This window comes from Kribbella endophytica, from assembly GCF_054781295.1.
In genome coordinates, this window is sequence record NZ_BAAGUR010000005.1 from 268,547 (window position 1) to 292,457 (window position 23,911).

At 70.2% G+C, this 23,911-nt stretch carries 24 protein-coding genes, 1 tRNA gene and 1 riboswitch; of the genes, 13 read left to right on the forward strand and 12 right to left on the reverse strand.

Annotated elements, in window-relative coordinates:
- Nucleotides 1–90: 90 nt before the first annotated feature.
- The 3 genes from ACYVIO_RS37220 to ACYVIO_RS37230 all read right to left on the reverse strand — a co-directional run bounded on the left by ACYVIO_RS37220 (nt 91) and on the right by ACYVIO_RS37230 (nt 1,400).
- Entirely contained in the window at nt 91–561 is a 471-nt protein-coding gene (locus ACYVIO_RS37220) for a hypothetical protein (protein WP_460655692.1), read from the reverse strand.
- Between the two features lie 79 nt (nt 562–640).
- Nucleotides 641–1,162 (reverse strand): hypothetical protein, encoded by a 522-nt coding sequence (locus tag ACYVIO_RS37225; protein WP_460655693.1) that lies wholly within the window; start codon nt 1,160–1,162, stop codon nt 641–643.
- 43 nt (nt 1,163–1,205) lie between these two features.
- Entirely contained in the window at nt 1,206–1,400 is a 195-nt protein-coding gene (locus ACYVIO_RS37230) for a PspC domain-containing protein (RefSeq protein WP_460655694.1), read from the reverse strand.
- A gap of 191 nt (nt 1,401–1,591) precedes the next feature.
- Here ACYVIO_RS37230 and ACYVIO_RS37235 point away from each other — a divergent pair.
- Nucleotides 1,592–1,663, forward strand: a tRNA-Arg gene (locus ACYVIO_RS37235).
- A gap of 5 nt (nt 1,664–1,668) precedes the next feature.
- On the opposite strand, the gene ACYVIO_RS37240 is transcribed toward ACYVIO_RS37235, so the two are convergent.
- Entirely contained in the window at nt 1,669–2,805 is a 1,137-nt protein-coding gene (locus ACYVIO_RS37240; RefSeq protein ID WP_460655695.1) for a glycosyltransferase family 4 protein, read from the reverse strand.
- Between the two features lie 262 nt (nt 2,806–3,067).
- Nucleotides 3,068–3,180: riboswitch (guanidine-I (ykkC/yxkD leader) on the forward strand.
- 55 nt (nt 3,181–3,235) lie between these two features.
- Here ACYVIO_RS37240 and ACYVIO_RS37245 point away from each other — a divergent pair.
- Genes ACYVIO_RS37245 through ACYVIO_RS37270 form a run of 6 tightly spaced genes read left to right on the forward strand, consistent with a single transcriptional unit; the run spans nt 3,236 to nt 10,301 of the window.
- A complete protein-coding gene (locus tag ACYVIO_RS37245; RefSeq protein ID WP_460655696.1) occupies nt 3,236–4,771 on the forward strand; it encodes an amino acid permease in 1,536 nt (511 codons plus the stop codon).
- Nucleotides 4,768–5,370, forward strand: a complete 603-nt coding sequence (locus ACYVIO_RS37250; RefSeq protein WP_460655697.1) for a DUF1989 domain-containing protein — start codon at nt 4,768–4,770, stop codon at nt 5,368–5,370. The genes ACYVIO_RS37245 and ACYVIO_RS37250 overlap by 4 nt, the downstream gene beginning before the upstream one ends.
- Nucleotides 5,367–5,972 (forward strand): urea amidolyase associated protein UAAP2, encoded by a 606-nt coding sequence (locus ACYVIO_RS37255; protein ID WP_460655698.1) that lies wholly within the window; start codon nt 5,367–5,369, stop codon nt 5,970–5,972. Before ACYVIO_RS37250 ends, ACYVIO_RS37255 begins: the two co-directional genes overlap by 4 nt.
- A complete protein-coding gene (locus ACYVIO_RS37260) occupies nt 5,969–7,915 on the forward strand; it encodes a 5-oxoprolinase/urea amidolyase family protein (protein ID WP_460655699.1) in 1,947 nt (648 codons plus the stop codon). Before ACYVIO_RS37255 ends, ACYVIO_RS37260 begins: the two co-directional genes overlap by 4 nt.
- Entirely contained in the window at nt 7,912–9,462 is a 1,551-nt protein-coding gene (locus tag ACYVIO_RS37265; protein ID WP_460655700.1) for an allophanate hydrolase, read from the forward strand. Before ACYVIO_RS37260 ends, ACYVIO_RS37265 begins: the two co-directional genes overlap by 4 nt.
- Entirely contained in the window at nt 9,459–10,301 is an 843-nt protein-coding gene (locus tag ACYVIO_RS37270) for a PhzF family phenazine biosynthesis protein (protein ID WP_460655701.1), read from the forward strand. The genes ACYVIO_RS37265 and ACYVIO_RS37270 overlap by 4 nt, the downstream gene beginning before the upstream one ends.
- A 3-nt stretch (nt 10,302–10,304) precedes the next feature.
- Here the strand turns inward: ACYVIO_RS37270 and ACYVIO_RS37275 are convergent, their stop codons facing one another.
- Genes ACYVIO_RS37275 through ACYVIO_RS37290 form a run of 4 tightly spaced genes read right to left on the reverse strand, consistent with a single transcriptional unit; the run spans nt 10,305 to nt 13,581 of the window.
- Complete coding sequence (locus ACYVIO_RS37275) at nt 10,305–11,354, reverse strand: lipoate--protein ligase family protein (RefSeq protein ID WP_460655702.1); 1,050 nt, start codon at nt 11,352–11,354, stop codon at nt 10,305–10,307.
- A gap of 36 nt (nt 11,355–11,390) precedes the next feature.
- The gene (locus ACYVIO_RS37280) at nt 11,391–11,969 is read right to left on the reverse strand and encodes a maleylpyruvate isomerase family mycothiol-dependent enzyme (RefSeq protein ID WP_460655703.1); all 579 of its coding nucleotides are present in this window, start codon (nt 11,967–11,969) and stop codon (nt 11,391–11,393) included.
- A gap of 24 nt (nt 11,970–11,993) precedes the next feature.
- Entirely contained in the window at nt 11,994–13,223 is a 1,230-nt protein-coding gene (locus ACYVIO_RS37285) for an RNA polymerase sigma factor (protein ID WP_460655704.1), read from the reverse strand.
- Nucleotides 13,224–13,248: 25 nt separating this feature from the next.
- Nucleotides 13,249–13,581: a YciI family protein gene (locus tag ACYVIO_RS37290; RefSeq protein ID WP_460655705.1), complete on the reverse strand. Its 333-nt coding sequence runs from the start codon at nt 13,579–13,581 to the stop codon at nt 13,249–13,251.
- A 224-nt stretch (nt 13,582–13,805) separates the two neighbouring features.
- Here ACYVIO_RS37290 and ACYVIO_RS37295 point away from each other — a divergent pair, with 224 nt between their 5' ends.
- Both ACYVIO_RS37295 and zwf read left to right on the forward strand, forming a co-directional pair.
- Entirely contained in the window at nt 13,806–14,981 is a 1,176-nt protein-coding gene (locus ACYVIO_RS37295) for a serine hydrolase domain-containing protein (protein WP_460655706.1), read from the forward strand.
- 83 nt (nt 14,982–15,064) lie between these two features.
- Entirely contained in the window at nt 15,065–16,564 is a 1,500-nt protein-coding gene (gene zwf / locus ACYVIO_RS37300) for a glucose-6-phosphate dehydrogenase (RefSeq protein WP_460655707.1), read from the forward strand.
- A gap of 61 nt (nt 16,565–16,625) precedes the next feature.
- Here zwf and ACYVIO_RS37305 read toward each other — a convergent pair whose 3' ends face one another.
- Complete coding sequence (locus ACYVIO_RS37305) at nt 16,626–17,228, reverse strand: TetR/AcrR family transcriptional regulator (protein ID WP_460655708.1); 603 nt, start codon at nt 17,226–17,228, stop codon at nt 16,626–16,628.
- 97 nt (nt 17,229–17,325) lie between these two features.
- Between ACYVIO_RS37305 and ACYVIO_RS37310 the strand changes: the two genes are divergently transcribed.
- Entirely contained in the window at nt 17,326–18,075 is a 750-nt protein-coding gene (locus ACYVIO_RS37310; protein ID WP_460655709.1) for an SDR family NAD(P)-dependent oxidoreductase, read from the forward strand.
- 42 nt (nt 18,076–18,117) lie between these two features.
- On the opposite strand, the gene ACYVIO_RS37315 is transcribed toward ACYVIO_RS37310, so the two are convergent.
- Nucleotides 18,118–18,990 carry an LLM class F420-dependent oxidoreductase gene (locus ACYVIO_RS37315; protein WP_460655710.1) on the reverse strand — a complete coding sequence of 291 codons (873 nt, stop codon included), beginning with the start codon at nt 18,988–18,990 and terminating at the stop codon, nt 18,118–18,120.
- Nucleotides 18,991–19,147: 157 nt separating this feature from the next.
- Here ACYVIO_RS37315 and ACYVIO_RS37320 point away from each other — a divergent pair, with 157 nt between their 5' ends.
- The 3 genes from ACYVIO_RS37320 to ACYVIO_RS37330 all read left to right on the forward strand — a co-directional run bounded on the left by ACYVIO_RS37320 (nt 19,148) and on the right by ACYVIO_RS37330 (nt 22,065).
- A complete protein-coding gene (locus ACYVIO_RS37320; protein ID WP_460655711.1) occupies nt 19,148–20,026 on the forward strand; it encodes a LysR family transcriptional regulator in 879 nt (292 codons plus the stop codon).
- Between the two features lie 69 nt (nt 20,027–20,095).
- A complete protein-coding gene (locus ACYVIO_RS37325) occupies nt 20,096–21,193 on the forward strand; it encodes a tartrate dehydrogenase (RefSeq protein WP_460655712.1) in 1,098 nt (365 codons plus the stop codon).
- Nucleotides 21,190–22,065, forward strand: a complete 876-nt coding sequence (locus ACYVIO_RS37330) for an alpha/beta fold hydrolase (protein ID WP_460655713.1) — start codon at nt 21,190–21,192, stop codon at nt 22,063–22,065. The genes ACYVIO_RS37325 and ACYVIO_RS37330 overlap by 4 nt, the downstream gene beginning before the upstream one ends.
- A 299-nt stretch (nt 22,066–22,364) precedes the next feature.
- Here the strand turns inward: ACYVIO_RS37330 and ACYVIO_RS37335 are convergent, their stop codons facing one another.
- Complete coding sequence (locus ACYVIO_RS37335) at nt 22,365–22,745, reverse strand: nuclear transport factor 2 family protein (RefSeq protein ID WP_460655714.1); 381 nt, start codon at nt 22,743–22,745, stop codon at nt 22,365–22,367.
- A 1-nt stretch (nt 22,746) separates the two neighbouring features.
- A complete protein-coding gene (locus tag ACYVIO_RS37340) occupies nt 22,747–23,877 on the reverse strand; it encodes a DNA alkylation repair protein (protein WP_460655715.1) in 1,131 nt (376 codons plus the stop codon).
- Nucleotides 23,878–23,911 lie beyond the last annotated feature (34 nt).

Consider the following 23,911-nt stretch of genomic DNA (forward strand, 5'->3'; position numbering starts at 1 on the left):
GCTCAGCCTAATGGCCAGCGTGCCAGCCTCCACCTTCGCCATCCACAGGCCGGGACCCTTCGCCACCCCAGGCGTGTCCCGCACCACAGGTCAGGCGGGGCTCAGGCGCAGGATGGCGAGCGTCTCCACGCCGTTGCCGGCCGGGTGACGCTGGTTGACGGTGACCGTGACGACGTCGAGCTTGCCGATCCGGGCCCGGTAGCCGGGTTGCTGGCCGATGCTGCCGGCCGCGTCGGGGCTCGCGCCGGTGAAGTCGACGCCGCTGGAGGTCGCCTTGCTCACCACGAGCGTGCCGAAGCCCGCCACGCTCGTCTTCATCGGGACACGGGTGCCGGTGCGGACGTAGATCTCGCAGGTGCCGTCCTTGCAGGCCGGGTAGTCGAACCCGTCCTTGGCGTACGGGCCGGTCGGGGTCGCGGACGACGGAGCGGCGGAGGTCTCCTCGGGCGGCGGCGTGCCCGGCGTACCGGGCGGGTTCGCGCTGTTGTCACTCCCGCCGCCACAGGCGGCAGTGAGGCTGACCGCCAGGACGGCGGCGGCCAGGGGCGTACTGGTTCGCATGCGCTCAGCCAAGCGTAAGGGGCGGGTCACCGGCCGCAGTCTGCCACTTTCCTGCCGGCCCGCGTTCCACCTGGCGGACCTACCGTGTCGCGGTGACCTGGATCTTGCTCTGCCGGACCAGTTTCGTGTCCCACGCGGCCGGCCGGCCGTTCAGCTCGACGGTGACCGTTCCGCAGACGTCGCCGACGCACTTGGCGTCGTACCGGACGCCCCAGAGCTGGAAGAACTGGCGCAGCGTCGGCCGCTCGGCCTTGGTCTTGGCCTCGACGTAGACCAGGCCGTCGTCGGTGTGGGTGTGGACGGCGGCCTGCTCGGCGCGGACCCGGTCGACGCCGATCCCGGCCGGGATCTTCACCGGCTTGCCGTCGAGGGTGAGCGCGAGGTTCACCGTGTACGGCATCGGGCCGCTGAAATCGAGCGGCAGCCGTTCCATCCCGGCCTGGTCGATGTAGGAGACCGCGTCGCGCGGCGCGTCCCACGGCGGCGGTCCCTCCCGGGACTCGGCCGGGCCGGGCGGAGCCGGGCCGACCTGGCAGGCGGTCACCACCACCGGGAGGACCGCCAGTACGACGGCGGCGAACACCCGGCGGCCTGCTCTCATGGGGAGCAGGGTTTCACGCCGGTCCGTGGGGTCGTGCGGGAGGTCAGGCCTTGTCCTCCGCCGGCATCAGGAACCACAGCACGATGTAGATCAGGAACTGGGGGCCGGGCAGGATGCAGCTGATCACGAAGATCAGGCGCATGGTGTTCGGCGTGGTGCCGAAGCGGCGCGCGAGGCCGGCGCACACGCCGGCGAGCCAGCGACCGCGGGTCGGACGAACCAGGGTGGTGGAGGCCATGAGGTCGAGTTTCCTTTCGGCTGTTCGGGGATTACGTCCACTATGACGTCCGCCCGGCCCGGGGAGATCCCGCCGCGCGGTGGAGCCAGGGACCGTTCAGGGTCACCCGGGCCCCCTCCTCGGTGACTCACCGGGCCCTGCCCGATTCGGGACCTGGCGGCATCACCTGCTACTGTTCTGCTCGTTCCTGAGCCCCCGTAGCTCAGGGGATAGAGCACCGCCCTCCGGAGGCGGGTGCGCAGGTTCGAATCCTGCCGGGGGCGCAGAATCAGTAACCGAAGGCCTGGGTTTCCACCCGGGCCTTTCGTGTTTTCTGGACGACACCGCGTGTTTTCAGGATGGCTGCATAGTGGCCGAGGATGACGTCGCCTGCCGCCTCCCAAGTGCGGGTGACAGCAGTAGCCCGAGCGGCCTGGCCGAACTCAGCGCGTAGGTCAGGTGATGAGACCAGGGTCCGCACAGCATCGCGTACGGCGTACTGGTCGAGTGGCGGCACCAGGTAGCCCGTGCGGCCGTGGTCGACCAGGTCCAGCGGGCCGCCGGCGGCGGGAGCGACCACGGGCAGACCGCTGGCCATCGCCTCCTGCACGGTGAGTCCGAACGTCTCGAACGGACCGGTGTGCGCGAAGACGTCCAGCGACGCGTAGATGCTCGCCAGGTCCGCACCCGTACGCCGGCCGAGGAACACCGCGCTCGGCAAGGCGTTTCGGAGCTGCCGACCGGTCGGACCGTCCCCGACGATCACCACCCGGACACCCGGCAGGTCACAGGTTGCCCTGAGCAAATGGACGTGCTTCTCCGGCGCCAGCCGCCCGACGTACCCGACCAGCACCTCACCGTTCGACGCCAGCGTCCGCCGCAGCTCGTCGTCCCGGTGGGCCGGGTGAAAGCGGACGGAGTCCACGCCGTGCGGGCAGATGTGGACCCTGGGAATGCCCTGCGCTTCCAGGCTCAACTTGGATGCCGTTGACAACGCCAGCGTCCGGTCAGCCGCCGCATGCACCGCCCGGAGCCGCCGCCACGCCACCGACGGTCCACCAGGCAGTCCGCGCAGGTAGGCGTTCGAGTACGCCGCCATGTCGGTCTCGTAGACCGCCAACGTCGGCAGGTCCCGGCGCCGGGCAGCTGTCATCGCCCGGGCGCCCAGCAGCACCGGACTGGACAGGTGTACGACGTCCGGCCGGTGCGCGGTGATCGCCGTCGACACCTCGCGGCTCGGCAGCGCCAGCCGCACCGACGGATAGCCGGGCCAGGACACGGCCGGGATGCGGACGACCGGGCAGACCTCGTCCTTGGGTCGCCCGTACTGCGGTGGCGCGGCCGGCGCCACGACCAGCGGGCGGTGGCCACGGCGTACCAGGTGCTCGGTGACCCGGAGGGCCGTGTGGGCGACGCCGTTGACCATGGGCGGGTAGGACTCTGCGACCACGACGACCCGGAGCGGCTCGCTGATGATGACGACGACTCCCTCGTTCAGGTGACCAGCAACTTGTAGTGGTCCCGCATGTCCGGAACGTGACCCGTTGATGACCGCAGCCTGGCAGGCGGCTTCACAGGAGCTCGCCGGTTTCGGCGACGGGTGTGAGGTTGTGTTCACAGACGTGTTACGGCGGGCGTCGGGAGACGAAACACGCAGGCCCTGAACTGGAGAAGACCCGCCGACCACGGCGGGGCGCCCCTAGGGTTCCGCTTCCGGTGACGGGAGGACTGGTCCGAGAGGGGAGACGGGACCGGCCGCAGCGCCGGATCCGTTCCACGGCGGGACAAAAGCCCGGGAGGCCTTGATGGCCCGGGTTGCCGTGCGGTTTTCCGGGCCGACTCGTCGGGAGGCGCGGATGTCAGCAACCCTTGATCGCCCCCAGGTGGACAGCGCGGCCGAGCTCGGTGGCTTCGGCTACGAGCAGCAGCTGCACCGGCGGGTCGGGCGGTACGCGTCGTTCGCGGCCGGCTTCTCCTTCGTGTCGATCCTGACCACGGTGTTCCAGCTGTTCGGCCTGGGCTTCGGGTTCGGCGGTACGGCGTTCTTCTGGACCTGGCCGGCCGTGCTCGTCGGGCAGCTCACCGTGGCGCTGTGCTTCGCCGAGCTGGCCGCGCGCTATCCGCTGTCCGGCGCCATTTACCAGTGGTCGCGTCGGCTCGGCGGAGCAGTGGTCGGCTGGTTCGCGGGCTGGACGATGGTGATCGCGCAGATCGTCACCGTCGCGGCAGCCGCGATCGCCTTGCAGGTGGTGCTTCCGGCGGTCTGGACCGGCTTCCAGCTGATCGGCACCGACCCGTCGCTCGCCTCTCGCGACGGCGCGGCCAACGCCGTACTGCTGGGCTGTCTGCTGCTCGTCGTGACCACCACCCTCAACGCCATCAGCGTCCGCGTGACCGCGATCGTCAACTCGGTCGGCGTCACCTGCGAGCTGATCGGCGTCGTGCTGCTCGTCATCCTGCTGATCGGCCACGCCGAGCGCGGTCCCCAGGTCGTGCTGCACACCACCAACCTCGACAACAGCACCGGGTACGTCGTACCGCTGCTGATCTCCGCGCTGATGGCGGCATACGTGCTGGTCGGTTTCGACAGTGCCGGAGAGCTCTCCGAGGAGACCCACAAACCGCGTGCCACCACGCCGCGCACGATCATCCGCGCGGTCCTGGCGTCCGGCCTCGGTGGTGCGTTCCTGATCGTCGCCGCGCTGATGGCCGCGCCGTCGGTCACCGACGGCGAACTGGCCCTCGGCGGACTGCCGTACGTGCTCACCAGCAGCCTCGGTACGACGACCGGCAAGCTCCTCCTGCTCGACGTCGCCTTCGCAGTCTGCGTTTGCACGCTCGCGATCCAGACCGCCGCGGCCCGGATGATCTTCTCGATGGCCCGCGACAACGTGCTGCCGTTCTCGAACCAGCTGCGCCGCGTCTCCGACCGCACCGGTACGCCGGTGCTCGCGACCGTCGTACCGGGTGTCGGAGCGGCCATCTGTCTGGTGGTCAACGTCGGGAACGCGGGCCTGTTCCTCGGCCTGGCCAGCGTCTGCATCACGCTGCTCTACATCGCCTACCTGCTGGTGACCGGTCCGCTGCTCCTCCAGCGTCTCAAGGGGAATCCGCTCCCGGACGGCGTCGACGAGGACGGCCGGAAGCTCTTCTCCCTGGGCCGGTTGGGCCTTCCGATCAACGTCGTCGCGGTGGTCTACGGCCTCGCGATGGCGATCAACCTCGGCTGGCCGCGATCGGAGGTGTATGACCCGGCCGGCGAGGGCTGGTATCTGCACTACCTCCCACTGATCGTCCTCGCAGCGACCGCGGTCGGCGGCGTACTGGCCTACCGGTACCAGCGCACGAGCTATCACCGGTCGATCACCCAGGTCGCGGCGGTGACCGCATGAGCTACCAGCACGAGATCCCCGCCGACGCAGTCTGGTCCTTCCCCGTCCGCGCCGGTCGACTGATCAGGCTGACCGCCCTCGCCGCCGACGCGAACGCCACAATGCTGCTGTTCGGCCCGGACCGGCTCGACCGGCTCAACGTCCCCGACACCTTGAAGGCCCAGCTGTCGGCCCGCATCCGGCCGCCGATGGTCCTGATGTCCGACCGCGGACTCGCCCTCGCATCCGTGACAGCGTCGAGCCTCGACTGGCACGACGCACTCACCGGCTTCCACCGCGACCCGAACCTGCTCAACGAACTCGCCAAGCACGGTCTCGGCGAGGCCGACCTGCACGGCAGCATCAACTTCTTCTCCAAGGTCGCCATCGACGACCGGGCCGCATTGTCCTACGCCCCCGGCCACGCGACAGCCGGCGACACCGTCGACCTTCGCACCGAGCAGGACGTGCTCGTGGTCGTCTCGACCGCGCCGCACCCGCTGTCCGACCAGAATCCCGCAGCCGTTCGCATCGAAGTGTCATTAGCAACCGAAGTCCATCAACCACAGCGCGACGAGGCAGCTCGCGCGCTGGAGATGTCGCGGAGGACGCTGGTATGACGCCCACGCTCGACACCGTCGTCCCCGCCGGCGACGGTGCGCTGATCCCTGTCCCGCAAGGCGGCCGGCTCCGCATCGTCGACCTGCACGGCAACCAGGCCGTCGACACCTTGCTCTACGACGCGCACGACGTCGACAACCGGTACTCCGCGTTCGACACCGTGCGCGAGCAGCGCGCAGTCTTCCTCACCACCGGCTCCCGCCTCCTCTCGACGCGGCTGGACGAACTCGCGGTGATCACCGACGACACCTGCGGCCGGCACGACACCATCGGCGGCGCCTGCTCGCAGGAGAGCAACGTCATCCGGTACGGCGAGCAGACGCGCCACCAGCACGCCTGCCGCCAGACCTTCCTCCGGTACGGCGCACCGGCCGGCGTCGGGCAGCGGCAGCTCGGCCACAACCTCAACTTCTTCATGAACGTCCCCGTCGAGCCCGACGGCTCCCTGAAGTTCGACGACGGCCTGTCCGCCCCGGGCAAGTACGTCGAGCTGACCGCGTCCCGCGACCTGCTCGTCCTGATCAGCAACTGCCCGCAGGTCAACAACCCGTGCAACGGCTGGAACCCGACGCCGATCCAGCTACTCGGGTGGTGGCAGTGATTACCGTCATCGCGCCGGGCATGCAGACCACGATCCAGGACCTGGCCGGCCGCCAAGGGCTGTGGGACGTCGGCGTACCGCCCTCGGGCGCGGTTGACGAACTCACATTCGCGCTGCTGAACGCGGCCGTTGGCAACCCCGAGAACGCGGCCGGCCTGGAGTGCGTCGTCGCCGGGCCGACACTGACAGCCGACGAGGATCGGCTGGTCTGCGTCGGCGGCGCGGCCACCCAGGCCACCATCGACGGGTGGAGGCTGCGACCCGGTCTGGTCGTGATGCTGCCCGCCGGCGCGACCCTCGACGTCGGCCCGCTCGACGGCCCCGGCATGCGCGGGTACGTCGCGATCGCGGGCGGTCTCGACGTACCGCGGGTGCTCGGCAGCCGGTCCACCTTCACCCTCGGCGGCTTCGGCGGGCTGGACGGACGGCCCCTCCAGACAGGCGACACGATCCCCCTGGGCCGGACGGAGAATCTGTTGTCTCCGGCAACGATCACGCTCCCCCGGCTGACCACCGACTGGACGCTGCGGGTCGTTCCCGGTCCGCACGGCGCGCCCGACCACCTGACCGACGAGGGGGTCGAGGAGTTCTTCGCCGCCGGCTGGACGGTCGATCACCGGTCCGATCGCACCGGCGTCCGGCTGGTCGGACCGACGCCGGGGTGGTCCCGCGAGGACGGCGGCGAGGCGGGCCTGCACCCGTCCAACCTGCACGACTCGGCGTACCCGGTCGGCGGCATCATGCTGTCCGGCGACACCCCGGTGATCGTCGGCAAGGACGGTCCGTCGCTCGGCGGGTTCGTCGTACCGGCGGTGGTGATCGAGGCGGACCGCTGGATGCTCGGGCAGCTGCGGCCGGGCGACGCCGTACGGCTGCGGCCCGTGTCACCTGATGAGGCCGCGGAGGCGATGCGCGTACGGCGTACGTGGCTTGCCGATCTGCGGCAGGAGCCGACCAGGACTGAGCCTGTCGGTTGTGGGCCGGAACGGCCGGCTGAGCTGCATCGGGCTGAGGCCGCGGGCAGCGCACCGGCGTACACGATCAGACGGTCCGGAGACCGGCACCTGCTGGTCGAGGCAGGCCCGACCGAGCTGGACCTGACCGTGCGGGTATGGATCCATCTGCTCGCCCAGGCGTTGCGCGCGGACCTTCCCGACGGCGTGGTCGAGATCGTCGAAGGGGTCCGGTCGGTGCTGGTGTCGGTCGACTCGGCCCGGCTCGGTCTCACCGAACTGGCGAAGCTGCTCGCGGTCCTCGCCGACGGGCTCGCTGATCCGACGGCCGTGATCCTGCCCGCGCGCGAGGTGATCCTGCCGATCGCGTTCGACCATCCACTCGCGCACGAGGCGATGCGGCGCTACCAGACCTCGGTCCGGCCGGACGCGCCGTGGTGCCCGGACAACGTCGAGTTCATCCGCCGGGTCAACGACCTGGACGAGCGGAGCGAGGTGTTCGACATCGTTGCCGCGGCCACCTATCTGGTGGTCGGTCTGGGCGACGTCTACCTCGGCGCGCCGGTCGCCGTACCGATCGATCCGCGGCACCGGCTCGTCACCACCAAGTACAACCCGGCCCGGACCTGGACGCCGCAGAACGCCGTCGGCATCGGCGGGATCTACCTGTGCGTCTACGGCATGGAAGGGCCGGGCGGCTACCAACTCGTCGGCCGGACCGTGCCGGTCTGGCGGCTGTCGGAGCGCGACGAGCAGCCGTGGCTGCTGCGGCAGTTCGACCGGATCCGCTTCACCCCCGTCAGTCCCGAGGAGCTCGCCCGGCAACGGGCCGACATCAAGGCCGGCCGGGCCGATCTCGAGGTGAGACCCGCGACGTTCTCGATCGCGGACGTCCGCCGCATCGAACAGGAGGCACCGATGGACATCGTCACCCTGCGCGCGAAGAGGCGCGCCGCGTTCGACGCCGAGCGGGCGAGGTGGGGCGCATGACGGTCTGGATCACGCGCGTTCCGGCGGTCGAGCCGCAGCCCGGGCCGCTGCACGGGCTGACGATGGCGCTCAAGGACAACATCGATCTGGCCGGCGTACCGACCACGGGCGGCGATCCGCGGAACGCCACGCCCGCGGCAGAGAACGCGTTCGTCGTCGAGCGGCTGGTCGAGGCGGGCGCTGTGCCGTTGGGGAAGACGAATCTGGATCAGTACGCGACCGGGCTCGTGGGCACGCGGTCGCCGTACGGGCCTTGCCACTCGGTCTTCTCGTCGCTGCACATCTCCGGTGGTTCGAGCGCGGGCAGCGCTGTCGCGGTGGCGTCCGGGGAGGTCGACTTCGCGCTCGGGACGGACACGGCCGGCAGCGGCCGGGTGCCGGCGGCCTTCAACGGGATCGTCGGGATCAAGCCGAGCAAGGGGCTGGTGTCGACGTCCGGGGTGATTCCGGCCTGCCGGTCGCTGGACTGCGTCACGGTCTTCGCGCGCACGGTCGCCACGGCTCGGCGGGCGTTCGAGGTGATGGTGGGCTTCGACGCGGCCGATCCCTACTCGCGCGACTTGCCTCGGGTCGGTGCGCTGAGCGGCGTGCCGCGGATCGGCGTACCGGATCGGCCGCTGGGGCTGGATCCGCTGCACGAGAAGGCTTGGGCGGAGGCGCTCGACCGGGCGGCGGAGGTGGGCGTCGTCGTACCGGTGGAGGTGAGTGTGCTGCTCGAGACGGCCGACCTGCTGTACTCCGGGCCGTGGCTGGCCGAGCGCTGGCTCGCGTTCGGCGACAAGCTCGACGACGACCCGGCGGTGGATCCGACCGTGCGGTCGATCGTTCGGCGCGGTGCCGAGCTGACCGCGTCGGAGACGTTCGCCGGGTTCGATCGGCTGGCTGAACTGCGTCGGCAGTCCGAGCCGCTGTGGGCCGGGATCGATGCGCTGCTGCTGCCGGTGACGGAGTCGCATCCGACGCTGGCCGAGGTCGCCGCCGATCCGATCGGCGTGAACAGCCGGATGGGCCGGTTCACGAACATGGTGAACCTGCTGGACCTGTGCGCGGTCGCCTTTCCTGGTCCGGCTCGATCCGATGGCCTGCCGTTCGGCGTACAGCTGCTGGCTCCGGCCGGGCACGACGACCTCGTCATCGACCTGGCGTCCAGGTGGTGCGATGAGATCTTGCTCGCTGTGGCCGGCGCGCACTTGACCGGTGAGCCGCTCAACCACGAGCTCGTACGGCGGGGCGCCCGGCTCGCGTTCGAGGGCCGGACAGCAGGCGGCTACAGGATGTTCCTGGTGGATGGCCCTCGGCCAGGTCTGACCCGCACGCTGCCCCCGGGCGACGGTCCCGGGATCGAGGTGGAGGTCTGGAGCCTGCCGCCGGCTGCGTTGGCGGACTTCCTCACCACGATCGCTCCCCCGCTGGCGATCGGTCCGATCGCTCTCGCCGACGGCCGGCAGGTCCTCGGGTTCGTCGGTACGGCGGACGTCGCCGACCCCGCGCGCGAGATCACCCACCACGGCGGCTGGCGCAGTTATCGAGCCACAATGGCTCCATGACCGTCTTGCGCTACACCGCGTTCACCACTGATCCGGCCGGTGGCAACCCCGCCGGCGTCGTACTCGATGCCGGCGGGCTGACCGACGCGGCGATGCAGGCGATCGCCGCGGAGGTCGGGTACTCGGAGAGTGCGTTCCTCACCCAGGGGCTGGAAGGTGCGGACGGCGTCGTGCCGATCCGGTACTTCTCGCCGCAGGCGGAGGTGCCGTTCTGCGGGCATGCGACGGTCGCAACTGCCGTCGCTGTCGCCGAGCGAGTCGGTCCCGGTGAGCTGACGTTCTCGACGGCGGCCGGACTGGTTCCCGTGGTGGTTCAGCAGGGCCCGGACGGGCTGCGCGCGACGCTGACGAGCGTCGAGCCGTACGTCGAGGAGGTGGGCGACGTCGCTGACGCGCTGGACATCCTCGGCTGGAAGGCCGACGAGCTGGATCCGGAGCTTCCGCCGTACGTCGCCTTCGCGGGCGCGCGGCACCTGGTGCTGGCGGCGTCGACGCGGCAGCGGCTGGCGGACCTGGACTACGACTTCGACCGGCTGCGGGCGTACATGCTGGAACGCGACCTGACCACGCTGCAGCTCGTGTGGCGCGAGTCGGCGACGGTGTTCCACGTGCGCGACCCGTTCCCGGTCGGTGGAGTCGTCGAGGACCCGGCGACCGGTGCGGCGGCTGCGGCCTTCGGGGCCTACCTGCGTGAGCTCGGGCTCGTGCAGCCGCCGGTCACGGTGCAGCTCCGGCAGGGCGACGACCTCGGCCGGCCGAGCCGGATCGAGGTCGAGTTGCGCGACGGCGACAACCGGGTGCGCGTCAGTGGGAACGCCGTCGTTATGGGACCTGCCTGAGCGTTATGGGACCTGCCTGAGCCATTCCTCGGTGCCGAACTTCTTGACGACCCGCTCCTCGGCCTCGGCGACGGTCTCCTCGGAGATCTCGCCGGCGGCCAGGCCGTAGCGGCCGCGGAAGGACGCGACCATGCGGTCGATCACGTCGGCGCGCTCCAGGCCGGTCTGGCTGCGCAGCGGGTCGACGCGCTTGGCGGCGCTCTTCGTGCCCTTGTCGGACAGCTTCTCGCGGCCGATCCGCAGGACCTGCACCATCTTCGCGGCGTCCATGTCGTAGGCCATCGTCACGTGGTGCAGCACGGCGCCGCCGGCGAACCGCTTCTGCGCCGCGCCCGCGATCTTGCCGGCGGGTGAGGTGATGTCGTTGATCGGCTGGTACGTCGCCGCGATGCCGAGGTCGTTGAGCGCGCCGATCACCCAGTCGTCGAGGAACGCGTACGAGTCGACGTACGACAGGCCGGAGACCAGCGACTCGGGGACGTAGAGCGAGTACGTGATCGTGTTGCCGGGCTCGACGAACATCGCGCCGCCGCCACTGATCCGGCGTACGACGGTCACGTCGTGCTCGGCCGCGCCGTCCAGATCGACCTCGTTACGCAGGGACTGGAAGCTGCCGATGATCACCGCGTTCGACGCCCACTCCCAGACCCGCAGCGTCGGCGGGCGCTCGCCCGACCCGACCTGCTCGGTCAGCACCTCGTCGAGGGCCATCTGCAGCGCGGGCTCGCGCGGTACGTCGTGCACGAACTCCCACGGGTGGTCGTGCCAGCCGGTCGCGCCGGTCAGCGCACGCCGTACGGCGACCGCGACCGCCTCGGGCGAGAACCCGAGCATCTCGACCCCGTCACCGAGCACCGCCTTGATCCGCGCCGCGACCTGCGCGGCGGGCAGATCGGTCGGCGTACCGGCGATCGCGGCATTGATTCGCTGCAGCGCGTCGTCGGGTTCGAGGAAGAAGTCCCCGCTGATCTGCGCCCGCAGGACCGTGTCGTCAAGAACCTCGAGGTCAGCCACGACGAGCTTGCCGCCGGGCACCTTGTACTCACCATGCACGTCTTGGACAACCTCGCGGACGGCGCGGTTGTTCCCTCAGCTCGGTAGGTGCCGGCCGCTGACTATCAGCAGCAGGTTCTCGGCGGTGTCCTTGACCACGGTGCCGGTGCCCAGGGTCCAGTCGAGGTCGGTTGCCTGGAGCTGGGTGCCGGTGAGGTCGACGCCGAAGTACTTCAGGTGCTTGGGGCTGGCGCCTGCGAGGACGATCTCGAGGCGGTCGAGAGGGACGTGGCGGTCGATGCCTAGGGCAACGGTGACGTCGAGGCCGTGGATGACGTCGTGGGACAGGGCGCCCTCGAAGCCGCCGCCCGGGGGTTTCCACTGGTGGTGGATGTTGGCTTCCAGGGTGTCGGTCAGCTCGGTGGGCGTGAGCTCGTCGGCGTCGGCGCGGGCTCGGCGGTCGGCCATCCGGTTGAAGCCGCCGCGGCTCTTGAGCATTTCCTTGAGAATGCGCGGGGTGGAGTACCGGTACGGCATCACGATGTGGGCCACCAGTTCGCGGACCCGCCATCCCTCGCAGAGGGTGGTCCGATCCCAGTCGTCAGCGGACAGGTTGCGTAGCACCGCGACGAGGTCGGTGCGCTCGGCGGCGATGGCTGTCTGTACGTCGGTCATACCCAACCGACGTACGGCGGAGGTCTAGACGGACACCTGGTCCAGACGGCGTTGCAGGTAGGTCTGCTCGGCCTCGGTTCTGGTCAGCTCGAGTGCGGCTCGGTAGGCGTCGGCTGCCTCCGCTTTGCGACCCAGTCGGCGCAGGAAGTCGGCGCGGGTGGCTGGGACCAGGTAGTAGCCGTCGAGGCCTTGTAGGTCGTCCAGCAGCTTCAGGCCGACCGCCGGGCCGTCGGCCATGCCGATGGCGACGATCCGGTTGAGCTGGACGATCGGCGTCTGCTTCAGCTGGGCGTACAGCGCGGCGATCTGCGGCCAGTCGGTGTCGGCAGCTGTCGGCGCGGTCGCGTGGCAGGCGGCGATGGCTGCTTGGACTTGGTACGGGCCTGGCTGCCTGCGGCTCAGAGCGGCGTCCAGCAGGTCGGTGCCCTCGGTGATCTCGTCCAGGTGCCAACGGCTGCGGTCCTGGTCTTCGAGGGTGATCAGCTGGCCCTGTGTCGTGCGGGTGTCGCGGCGCGCGTTGTGCAGCAGCATCAGCGCGAGCAGTCCGGCCGCCTCCGGCTCGTCCGGCATGAGCCTGACCAGCATCCGAGCGAGTCGGATCGCCTCGGCGGCCAGCCCGTCCCGTACGAGCTCAGCGCCGGCCGTTGCGGCGTACCCCTCGTTGAAGAGCAGGTACAGCACCGCCAGTACGGCGGGAGTCCGCTCGGGCAGCAGGTGGTCCGGCGGCACCCGGTACGGGATGCCGGCGTGCTTGATCTTCTGCTTCGCACGGGTGAGTCGCTTGGACATCGCCTCCTCCCCCACCAGGAACGCCCGCGCGATCTCGGCAGTGCTCAGCCCGGCCAGCGTGCGCAGCGTCAGCGCGACCCGCGTCTCCATCGCCAGCGCCGGGTGGCAGCAGGTGAACATCAGCCGCAGCAGGTCGTCCTGTACGACGCTCGCGGACTCCTCCTCCGGCACAGGCCAACCGTCCACGCCCTCAGCACCGATCATCACCGCCGCCTCTCGCAGCTTCGCGGCCCCGACCGCCTCGCGCCGCATCCAGTCGATCGCCCGCCGCCGAGCAGTAGTGGTCAGCCACGCCCCAGGCTTGTCCGGTACGCCGTCCTCGGGCCAGCGCCGCAACGCCGCCGCGAACGCCTCCTGCACGCACTCCTCGGCCACCTCCCAGTCCCCGGTGACGCGGATCAGCGTGGCCAGCACCTGGCCCCACTCCTCCCGGAACACCCGGTCCAGCTGGTCGGCAACACTCACGCGGCAACCGTCCTGCAGACGGCCGTCATTCCGGCGGCCCGTCGATCACCGGCCGGATCTCGATCGTCCCGTACGACGCCGCCGGGTGCTTGCCGGCGATCTCGATCGCCTCGTCCAGGTCCGCGCACTCGATCAGCACGAACCCACCGATCTGCTCCTTGGTCTCCGCGAACGGCCCGTCGGTCAGCAGCAGTTCGTCACCCCGCACCCGAACCGTCGTCGCCTCCTGCGGCGGCCGCAACCCCGCACCACCACGGACGACCCCACGGGCCTCCATCTCCTCGGACCAGCCGCCGCACCCGTCGAGCGCGTGCTCCTCGGCCGACTCGTCCCCACAGATCATCAACAGGTACTTCATCGAATTCCTCTCCACACCCCACCGACGAACAGCCCCGGCCACCCCGGACACCTCACACGGTACGCACACCAATTGGGAGGCAAAGGCCGGTTCGGCCCGCCTTCGCTCCGCTCGGCTCCCGAGGCTCGGCGACCCGCCCGATCCACCTCCGGTTCGCCCGGCGTCTGGGGCTCGGCGCTCCACCCGATCCGCCTCCGGTTCGCTTGGCTGGTTTGATGACACCCATGGCTGAGCTGGGCGGGACCTGTGACGAGCGGTTCGCTGCTGTGCAGGACGCGTTTGCGACGCTGCTGGACACCAAGGACGTCGGGGCGTCGGTTGCCGTGTACGTCGGTGACACGCTGATGGTCGACCTTTGGGGCGGGTACGCCGACGCGGAGCGGACGCGTCCGTGGGAGCGGGACACGATCACCTGCGTGTGGTCCACCACGAAGACCATGACCGCGTTGTGCCTGCTGGTGCTTGCCGATCGTGGCATGGTCGACCTGGATGCGCCGGTCGCGTCGTACTGGCCGGAATTCGGGGCTGCGGGCAAGGAAAAGATTCTGGTCCGGCACGTGCTCGGGCATACCGCCGGACTGCCGACCTGGCACGAGGCGCTGCGGACCGAGCAGCTCTTCGACTGGTCGGCCATGACTTCGCTTTTGGCCGAGCAAGCGCCGAGTTCACCGCCTGGGGAGGTCGGGGCGTATCACGCGATCACCCAGGGATACCTGCTGGGCGAGGTCGTACGCCGGGTCACCGGTCGCTCCCTGGCTGAGTTCTTTGCTGACGAGATCGCTGGGCCACTCGGCGCCGACTTCCAGATGGTGGTGGCGCCGGAGGACGACCATCGCGTCGCCGAGATCATCCCGGCGTCGAGCCGGGCGCCCGAGCTGCGATCGAGGGGCGAGGGCAACCCGCCGCTGTCTGCCGACGTCGCCAACACCGCGGCCTGGCGACGGGCCGACATCCCCTCGGCCGCCGGCTACAGCAACGCCCGATCGGTCGCCGCCGTACAGTCCCTCCTCGCCAACGGCGGCGAAACGCACGGCGGACAGCCGCCGCCGAAGGCCGGCCGCGAAACGCACGGCGGACAGCTGCTGCCGAAGGCCAGCGGCGGCGAAGCGCACGGCGTACGGCTGCTGTCGAAGGCGGGCTGTGAGCGGGTGCTGGAGCAGCAGTTCGCCGGGACGGACGTCGTCCTCGGGCGGCCGATTCGGTACGGGATGGGCTACAGCCTCCAGGGACGCGCCTGTTCGTGGGGCGGCTGGGGTGGATCGCTGGTGCTGGTCGACCTCGACACCGGTCTGACCGTTGCCTACGTGATGAACCGGATGCTCGAGGAAGGCCCGCTCGGTGACGACCGGGGGCTGGAGCTGCTGATGGCGGCGTACGACGGTCTTCCGAACGTCACTTGAGCCTGCTCTCATCGGCAACCTGGCGTGCCTACACTGAAGCCGTTTGTGGCCTGTGCCGTGAGCGTCATCCGTAGGAGGACCGAATGCCCGACTCCCGTAGCCAGACGATCGCCTACCCAGCGCCCGGCGCGCGGCCGTCGCGGCGGGATCTGGAGCCGCTGGCGCCGCACGTCATCGTGCTGTTCGGGGCGACCGGCGACCTGGCCAAGCGCAAGCTGCTGCCGGGCCTGGCCTACCTGCAGCAGAACCGGTTCGCCCCCGACGTACGGATCATCGGTACGGCGACCGAGGAGCTGACCACCGAGGAGTTCCGCGCCCGCGCGCGGCTCGCGGTCGACACCTTCGGGACGCACAAGATCACCGAGGAGGAGTGGGAGCAGTTCTCCACCCGCCTCAGCTACGTGTCGACCACGGCCGGTCCGGACGCGCTGGCGGCCGCGGTGAAGGAGGCCGAGACGCTGCTCGGGCCGGACACCTGCCGCCTGCACTACCTGTCGGTGCCGCCGAAGGCCGCGCACTCGGTGATCCAGATGCTGCGCGACGCCGACCTGGTCGAGCGGGCCCGGGTGGTGATGGAGAAGCCGTTCGGCGACGACCTGGCCAGCGCGATCCGGCTGAACGACTTCGTGCACGAGACCTTCCACGAGTCGCAGATCTTCCGGATCGACCACTTCCTCGGCAAGGAGGCGGCGCAGAACATCCTCGCCTTCCGGTTCGCCAACGGGCTGTTCGAGCCGATCTGGAACCGCAACTTCATCGACCACATCCAGATCGACATCCCCGAGGAGCTCGGCCTCGACCAGCGGGCCACCTTCTACGAGCCGACCGGCGCGTTCAAGGACATGGTCGTCACGCACGTGCTGCAGGTGCTCGCGTTCGTCGCGATGGAACCGCCGACGGCGCTGGAACCGCGGGCCATCTCGGAGGAGAAGAACAAGGTCTTCCGGTCGATGCTGCCGATCCAGCCGACGGACGTCGTACGGGGTCAGTACGGCGGGTACCGCAGCGAGGACGGCGTCGCGCCGGACTCCGACACCGAGACGTTCATCGCGATGAAGGTCGGGATCGACAACTGGCGCTGGGCCGGCGTGCCGTTCTACCTGCGGACCGGCAAGAAGATGGCCGAGGGGATGCGGATCATCTCGATCGCCTTCAAGGAGGCGCCGAAGACGATGTTCCCGTCCGGCTCGGGCGTCGGGGCGCAGGGTCCGGACCACCTGACGTTCGACCTGGCCGACTCGTCCCGGGTGTCGCTGTCGTTCTACGGCAAGCGGCCGGGGCCGGGGATGCGGCTGGAGAAGCTGTCGATGCAGTTCTCCACGCAGGAGACGGAGTCGGCAGCCGACGTGCTGGAGGCGTACGAGCGGCTGATCCTCGACGCGATGCGCGGGGACCACACGCTGTTCACGACCGCCGAGGGCATCGAGTCGCTGTGGGAGAACTCGACGCTCCTGCTGGAGGACCCGCCGCCGGTGAAGCCGTACGCGCCCGGTACTTGGGGGCCGAACGCGATCCACCAGCTGATCGCGCCGCGGGCTTGGCGGTTGCCGTTCGAGCGGGAGTGGCGCGAGCAGAAGTCGTAGGAGCCCGTACGCCGGGCGCCCGCCGTACGGGCTGATGGATCTGGCGGCGGCTCGACGCGGGCTAGCGCTTCGGGCGGCGCAGGTCGTCGATGGCCTCGGTGAGCGCCGTCTCGAGGTAGTGGATGCGGTCGGTGGCGACCAGCATCGTCGCGCCGCCGTTGACCGCGGTGAGGATGGCCGTGGCCGCCCTCACCGGGTCGACGGACTTGTCGATCTCGCCTGACGCCCGCATCGCCTCGACGCCGTCGACCAGGTACTGCAGCCAGCGATCGAGCATGTCGCCGACGATCTGACGGGTCGTCGTGTCGCCCAGGCCGAGCTGCCCGACGAGGGCCGAGAGCGCGCAGCCTTCGCGCTGTTCGTCGTACATCTTGATCACACGGCGGCGCCACGCCTGCCACTTGCGCCAGGTGGTGAGGTCGCCGAGCTGCGGCAACTGCTCCGCGATCACCTGCTCGGCCTCCCGCCGCGCGACCGCCAGCATCAGGTCGGCCTTGCCGTCGGGGAAGTAGTGGAACAGCTGGCTCTTGCTCGTCGCCGTCGCGGCCCGGATGTCGTCGAGCCCGACGTTCACCACGCCCTGCTCGCGGATCAGCAGCGCGGCACCGTCGACGATCCGCTGCCGCGTCGCGGCGCCCTTCGCGGTCAGCACTCGCTCCTCCATGCCACCCAGCCTACTGGTTCCATGTCTGGACCGATGGGTCCAATCGGCATGCTACTTTGGACTCATCAGTCCATTCTTGAGCGAAGGAGCAGCTGCCATGCGTCTGGCAGGCAAGACGGCCCTGGTCACCGGGGCCACCAGCAACATCGGCAAGGCGATCGCGGTCGCGTACGGCGCCGAGGGGGCGCACGTCGTCGTCACCGGCCGCAACGCCGAGCGCGGCGAGGCTGTCGTCGCGGACATCCGCGCGGCCGGCGGCAAGGCGGACTTCGTCGCGGCCGACCTCGACGGCTCCCCCGCGGCCGCGCAGCAGTTGGCCGAGCAGGCAACCGCCGTCCTGGGCGGCCGGATCGACATCCTGGTCAACAACGCGGGCGCGCTCGACAGCACCGGTACGACGACCATCGACGAGGCGGCGTTCGACACGGTGTACGCGGTGAACGTGAAGGCGCCGTTCTTCCTGGTCGCCGCGATCGCGCCGGCGATGGCCGCCGCGGGCGGCGGCACGATCGTCAACCTGGGGTCGTGGGTCGCGCGGCTCGGCGTACGGGGTGGTACGGCGTACGCGGCCTCGAAGGGGGCGCTGGAGACGCTGACCCGGGCGTGGTCGGCGGAGTTCGGCGCGTCCGGCGTACGGGTGAACGCGATCTCGCCCGGGGTGGTGCACACGATGACCGACCACCCGGCCGCGGGGATGATGGCCGGTACGCCGGGAGGCGACGTCGGACATCCGGACGACATCGCGCGGGCGGCGGTGTTCCTGGCCTCGGACGACGCGAGGTTTGTGCACGCCACCACGCTGGACGTCGACGGTGGGCGGATCGGCGTCGCGACCTTCGCGGCCTGACCCGCGGCTGGGCGGCAGCAATGCCGCCCAGCCGTCGTACGGCTAGAAGGCCGCGGCGACCGGGATGACCTCGGCGCCGATGCGCTCGAGGCCGTCCAGCTTCTGCACGTCGGGCACGAACCCGAGCGCGACCTGGACGCCCAGACCGTGCAGCCGGCCGAGCTCGTCGAGCAGCTCCTGGGTCTTCTCGCCCTTCTCGCCCGTGTCCAGCGGCTGGTACACGGTCTTGGTGATCTCGTCGTAGTCGCGGCCCTCGGTCTCGCAGTGCCGCTTGAGGACGTCGAGCTTGTGCTCCAGCTCGGGGGTATTGAAGAGGTTGCACGCGTCGGCGTACTTCGCCACCAGGCGCAGCGTCTTCTTCTCACCACCACCGCCGATCATCAGCGGCGGATGCGGGTTGCTGAGCGCCTGCGGCGAGTTGAGCAGCCGGGTCGCCTGGTAGTGCTTGCCCTCGAACGCACCCTCGTCGTCGGACCACATCTGCAGCACGTACCGCACGGTCTCCTCGAGCCGCTCGAACCGCTCGGCCAGCGGCGGGAACGGGAAGCCGAGCCCGCGCGACTCCTCCTCGTTCCAGCCCGCGCCGAGGCCGAGGATCGCGCGACCGCCGGACAGCACGTCCAGCGTCGTGACCGCCTTGGCGAGCAGCGCCGGCTCGCGGTAGTGCACGCCGGTGATCACCGTCAGCAGCTTGGCCCGCTCGGTGCTGGCCGCCAGGAACCCGAGGGCCGTGTAGGCCTCGAGCATGTCGTTCTCGACCGGCCCGACGCCGCCGATCTGGAAGAAGTGGTCCATCAGGGCGATGTAGCCGAAGCCCGCCGAGTCGGCGGTCCGGGCCACCGCCGCGAGCTCCGGGCCGAGCGCGCCCGGACCGTTCGGCCAGGTGAAGTCAGGAATCTGCAGACCGATGTCCATCAGGAATGTCCTCTCATCGCAGTCTGCTCCCCAACAACACCAGCGCGTCCAACATCCTTCCGCATTCCGCCAAGAAATCGGAGGGACACCTCCGGCCGGTGCCTCCGAGCCGGCCGGCGGCCCGGCTACGGTGAGTTTCGAGCGGAGGTGATCAGGCGTGGATGCGCGGCAGTTGGAGTATTTCCTGGCGGTGGTTGACGAAGGCGGTGTCAGCCGGGCCGCGCAGGCGTTGCGGATCGCGCAACCCTCCTTGTCGCAGGCGATTCGCACGCTGGAGCGCGACCTCGGCAGCGACCTGTTCCACCGGGTGGGCCGGCGAGTGGTGCTGACTCCGGCCGGGCAGGCGCTGATCGAGCCCGCTCGTCAGGTGGTGCGCGGGCTCGCCTCGGCGCGGGCGAGCGTGGAGTCGACCGCCGGGCTGCAGGCCGGGCGGGTGGAGATCGCCGCGATGCCGTCGCAGACCGTCGAGCCGCTGAGCAGCCTGATCGGCGCGTTCACGCGGGCCTACCCCGGGCTGTCGGTCGGCATCCGTGCGGCGCCGACTGCGGACGTCGTACTGGAGATGGTTCGGTCAGGCGTGACCGAGATCGGCCTGCTGGGGACTGCTGTGCCCGCCAAGGCTGCTGGCGTGCGGCTGGAGCCGGCCGGCGTACAGCGGTTCGTGCTGATCTCGCCGCCCGGGTCCGGGTTTCCCGACGGAGGCCCTGTACGGCGTGAGGCCCTGCGCGGATCCCGGCTGATCGTCGGGCAGACCGGGACGGGGATGCGGCGGCTGGTCGACGAGATCCAGGCGGACGGGATCGACGTGACGGCCGTGGTCGAGTCCGAGCACCGCGAGGCGATCCTGCCGCTCGTGCTCGGCGGCGTCGGGTACGCCGTACTGACGGACTCGTGGGCGACGCTGGCCCGGCAGGCGGGCGCGATCGTGTCGTTGCTGGAGCCGGCGGCGTACCTGCATCTCTCGCTGGCGAGCAGGACGGCCCCGCTGACGCCCGCTGCTGCGGCGTTCCTGGCGGTTGCCCGGGACAACCTATAGGTGCTGCCTATCGGTCTGGTCGGAAACCGGTCTTGGACCTGACGGCCCGATGACTGGTCTGATCGAGAGATGACGACTGAGCGGATCGCACTCATTCCCGGCGACGGCATCGGCCGCGAGGTGGTCCCGGCCGCGCTCGCTGTGCTCGAGGCGGTCGGGCGACGGCACGGGCTGACCTTCGCGTACGACGAGTTCGACTGGTCCTGCGAGCGGTACCTGGCCGAGGGCGCGATGATGCCGGCCGACGGCCTCGACCAGCTCCGCGGCCACGACGCGATCTTCCTCGGCGCGGTCGGCGCTCCCGGCGTACCGGATCATGTGTCGCTGTGGGGCCTGCTGATCCCGATCCGGCGGCAGTTCCAGCAGTACGTGAACCTGCGGCCGATCCGGGTCTTCGACGGTCTCGACAGCCCGGTCCGCGGCGCGGTCGCCGGTGAGGTCGACTTCGTCGTCGTCCGGGAGAACGTCGAGGGCGAGTACAGCGAGATCGGCGGTCGGATGAGCCGCGGGTTCCCGGACGAGCTCGCGGTGCAGCAGGCCGTGTTCACGCGGGCCGGGGTGACGCGGCTGGTCGACTTCGGGCTGGAACTGGCGGCGCGGCGGCGCCCGTACGGCGAGGCCGCTGTTTCTGCGCGCGACGGGTACGTGACCTCGGCGACCAAGTCGAACGGGATCGTGCACACGATGCCGTTCTGGGACGAGATCGTTGCCGAGCGCACCAACTTGCGTCCCGCGATCCGCTGGGACCAGGAGCACATCGACGCGCTGAGCGCGAAGCTCGTGCTCGATCCCGCGCGCTTCGACGTGATCGTTGCCTCGAACCTCTTCGGCGACATCCTCAGCGACCTGGCCGCGGCGGTTGCCGGCGGCATCGGCATCGCGCCGGCCGCGAACCTGAACCCGGCGCGCGACTTCCCGTCGATGTTCGAGCCCGTGCACGGGTCCGCGCCCGACATCGCCGGGCGCGGGATCGCGAACCCGATCGGGGCGATCTGGACGGCCGCGATGATGCTCGACCACCTCGGGCATCTGGAGGCCGCCGCGGAGGTGGAGAGCGCGATTGCCGCCGTACTGGCTGCTCGGGAGGTCCGTACGCCGGACCTCGGCGGGACGGCCACGACGACGAGCTTCACGCAGGCGGTGCTCGACGCGGTGGAGGCGCGATGAAGCTCGACGGGTTCGAGTACCAGCGGATCGATGCCGACGGCATCGAGATCAACTGCGCGGTCGCCGGGAGCGGGCCGCCCGTGCTGCTCCTGCACGGGTATCCGCAGACCCACCTGATCTGGCACGAGGTCGCGCCGGTGCTCGCGCAGACGCACACCGTCGTCGCCACGGACCTTCGCGGGTACGGCGACAGCGCGAAGCCGGCCAGCGCTCCGGACCACGCGCCGTACAGCAAACGCGCGATGGCCCGCGACCAGGTCCTGGTCATGCGGGCCCTCGGCTTCGACCGCTTCGCCGTCGTCGGCCACGACCGCGGCGGCCGGGTGGGGCATCGCCTGGCGCTGGATCACCTTGAGGCCGTCGAGCGGCTCGCCGTACTCGACATCGTCCCGACCCGGTACACGTACGAGCACGCTGACGCGACGTTTGCCCAGGGCTACTACCACTGGTTCTTCCTGGCCGCGGGCAACGGCATCCCGGAACGCCTGATCGGCGGCGACCCCGAGTTCTGGATCCGCGCCCGGTTGGAGTCCCGCCACCACGGCGGGACGGCCTTCCACCCCGAGGCGATGGCCGACTACGTCCGCTGCTTCTCCACCCCCGAGGCCATCCACGCCAGCTGCGAGGACTACCGCGCCGCGGCAACCATCGACCTGCTCCACGACGACACGTCGTACGGCACTCCCCTCAGCTGTCCGGTCCTGGCGCTGTGGGGCGCGTCGAGTTTCGTCGGGCGCACGTACGACGTACTGGACGCCTGGCGCTCCTACGCCACAGACCTACAGGGCGCTGCTCTCCCGTCCGACCACTACTTGCCGGAGGAGGCTCCGGCGGACACCACCGCCGCCCTCCTGACCTTCCTTGCTCGTTAGCACCCGAAACCGACACCCACCACTGATCAACCTCGCGGCGGGCGACACTGCCACGCCTGAGGAGCGTCGAAAACGGGGGCCCGGCGCGGGTTGGTCAGTGGTGCACGTCGGCCGACGCCGGCGCCATCGTGCTGGTGAGCAACGCGTTTGCTGTGCGCCGTGGCCGGTTGAGCCGGAGGCGGTGCGGAGCGGAGCCCGACCTGCACCAGTCAGCAACCTCAGGCAGGCTTGGCGACTCACGCCTCAGGACAGGCGGGGGTTGGTGGCAGGTTGGTGAGTGGTGGGCGTCCGGCGCTGGGTCAGGGGGCGATTTCGAGGGACTTGATGACGTCGCCCTCGAGGGTGAAGCGGTAGATGAGGTCGACCTCGCCGCCGGGGAAGTTGCCTTCGAGGTGGTGGGTGAGGACCCAGTGGGTGTCGTCGAGCTTTTCGGCGTGGGTGAGTTCTTGGGTGTAGGTGAACTCGCTGGCGGCGGTTTCGCGCCAGCCGCGGATCTCGTCGTGGCCGGTGTAGGTGTTGCCGTCGTCGAGGACGGTGGCGTCCTCGGCGAACGCGGGCAGCAGGTCGTGGAAGTTCGCCTTGCGGCCGGGCTGGGACTCGCGCAGGTACGCGGTGATCGCGTGCGGGAGGTGCTTGATCGTCTCGGCGACGGTCGGGTCGGGCGGGGTGGGGATGGTCATCTCATACCTCCGTGGTCAGGGTGAAGGTGGCTCGGCCGAACGGGTGGCCGTTGATCTGCAGCTCCAGGGCGTGCTCGCCGGCGTAGTAGCGGCGGGTGGAGATCGGCTTGAACGAGTGACGCTTGGCGAGGCCGATGGACTCGCCGGGGGCGAGGGTTCTCGTGGTGAGTTTGAAGACCTTCGGCGTGAGGGTGCCGTTGGCTTTCACATGGTGCACGACGTAGTCGATCGCCAGGCGGACCTCGTCGGGGCCTTCGTTGCGGGCGTCGAAGGTGAACTCGAGCGATTCGCCGACGGTGACGCCTTCCACGGAGAGCAGCGGGCCGTCGACGGTGAGAGCGGCGGGAGGGGCGTAGCCGAGTAGGGCCAGGGCTGCGGGGTCGCCGGCTTTGATGAGGGTACGAAGGGCGTGGCGGACCAACTGGGGTGTGGTTTCCGCGGGGTCGGCCAGCCAAGTCGTGGCGATGTCGACGGCGAGCGCGGGGTTGGCGCGGCTGACGTCGTTGAGATGGTTGGCGACCGAGCGGCGGACGTACGGCGACTCGTCGTCGCGGAGGGCGTCGAGGATCTCGCGGGTGACCTCGGGGTGGGCGAGGATCGCGCGGACCTGCTTGGCCCACGGGAGACGAGGCCGCGTGCCTTCGCTGGCAAGCCGGCGTACGTGCTCGTCCGGGTGCTTGGTCCAGGTGCTGACCGTCTCGAGCGTGCGCTCGAGGTCGGCGGCGAGGAAGGTCCGGAGAGCGAACTCGGCGGTGAGCCGGGGAGTCAGCAGGGCAAGCAACTCGAGCCCGCGCTCGAGGTCGCCGCTCGAGGAGGAAACGTGGGCGGAGGCGCGGGCACCTGAGGCGGAGGCGGGGCCGGAGGTTGCTCGTACGGCGACAGCTTCGGTGACGGGCCAGATCATCCAGCCGGTGAAGTCCTCCCTGGCCAGCGCCGCCCGAAACAGCTCGTCCGCAGGGTCGTAGCCGGCGGGCAGATCCGCGAGCAGCGCGTCCCGCACCAGGCGGCCTCGGTCACTGAACGCCATGCCGGGGAGCTCGGCCGGGACCGCCCGCAGCGCGGTGAACGCGAGCGCCGGCTCGACCTCTCGCAGGATCCGCCCCAGGGCGACCACCGAGTCGGTACTGAGCATTTCCTCGGCCGTCGGCACTGGTCTCCCCCACGAG

Excerpts from the sequence above, each read along its gene's own strand:
- ACYVIO_RS37270 (WP_460655701.1), top strand. The coding sequence starts at position 9,459 with ATGACCGTCTTGCGCTACACCGCGTTCACCACTGATCCGGCCGGTGGC.
- ACYVIO_RS37245 (WP_460655696.1), top strand. The coding sequence starts at position 3,236 with ATGTCAGCAACCCTTGATCGCCCCCAGGTGGACAGCGCGGCCGAGCTC.
- ACYVIO_RS37315 (WP_460655710.1), bottom strand. The coding sequence starts at position 18,990 with ATGGACATCGGTCTGCAGATTCCTGACTTCACCTGGCCGAACGGTCCG.
- zwf (WP_460655707.1), top strand. The coding sequence starts at position 15,065 with ATGCCCGACTCCCGTAGCCAGACGATCGCCTACCCAGCGCCCGGCGCG.
- ACYVIO_RS37330 (WP_460655713.1), top strand. The coding sequence starts at position 21,190 with ATGAAGCTCGACGGGTTCGAGTACCAGCGGATCGATGCCGACGGCATC.
- ACYVIO_RS37325 (WP_460655712.1), top strand. The coding sequence starts at position 20,096 with ATGACGACTGAGCGGATCGCACTCATTCCCGGCGACGGCATCGGCCGC.
- ACYVIO_RS37335 (WP_460655714.1), bottom strand. The coding sequence starts at position 22,745 with ATGACCATCCCCACCCCGCCCGACCCGACCGTCGCCGAGACGATCAAG.
- ACYVIO_RS37340 (WP_460655715.1), bottom strand. The coding sequence starts at position 23,877 with ATGCTCAGTACCGACTCGGTGGTCGCCCTGGGGCGGATCCTGCGAGAG.
- ACYVIO_RS37250 (WP_460655697.1), top strand. The coding sequence starts at position 4,768 with ATGAGCTACCAGCACGAGATCCCCGCCGACGCAGTCTGGTCCTTCCCC.
- ACYVIO_RS37265 (WP_460655700.1), top strand. The coding sequence starts at position 7,912 with ATGACGGTCTGGATCACGCGCGTTCCGGCGGTCGAGCCGCAGCCCGGG.
- ACYVIO_RS37240 (WP_460655695.1), bottom strand. The coding sequence starts at position 2,805 with ATGGTCAACGGCGTCGCCCACACGGCCCTCCGGGTCACCGAGCACCTG.
- ACYVIO_RS37280 (WP_460655703.1), bottom strand. The coding sequence starts at position 11,969 with ATGACCGACGTACAGACAGCCATCGCCGCCGAGCGCACCGACCTCGTC.
- ACYVIO_RS37310 (WP_460655709.1), top strand. The coding sequence starts at position 17,326 with ATGCGTCTGGCAGGCAAGACGGCCCTGGTCACCGGGGCCACCAGCAAC.
- ACYVIO_RS37230 (WP_460655694.1), bottom strand. The coding sequence starts at position 1,400 with ATGGCCTCCACCACCCTGGTTCGTCCGACCCGCGGTCGCTGGCTCGCC.
- ACYVIO_RS37305 (WP_460655708.1), bottom strand. The coding sequence starts at position 17,228 with ATGGAGGAGCGAGTGCTGACCGCGAAGGGCGCCGCGACGCGGCAGCGG.
- ACYVIO_RS37255 (WP_460655698.1), top strand. The coding sequence starts at position 5,367 with ATGACGCCCACGCTCGACACCGTCGTCCCCGCCGGCGACGGTGCGCTG.
- ACYVIO_RS37290 (WP_460655705.1), bottom strand. The coding sequence starts at position 13,581 with ATGAAGTACCTGTTGATGATCTGTGGGGACGAGTCGGCCGAGGAGCAC.
- ACYVIO_RS37295 (WP_460655706.1), top strand. The coding sequence starts at position 13,806 with ATGGCTGAGCTGGGCGGGACCTGTGACGAGCGGTTCGCTGCTGTGCAG.
- ACYVIO_RS37220 (WP_460655692.1), bottom strand. The coding sequence starts at position 561 with ATGCGAACCAGTACGCCCCTGGCCGCCGCCGTCCTGGCGGTCAGCCTC.
- ACYVIO_RS37225 (WP_460655693.1), bottom strand. The coding sequence starts at position 1,162 with ATGAGAGCAGGCCGCCGGGTGTTCGCCGCCGTCGTACTGGCGGTCCTC.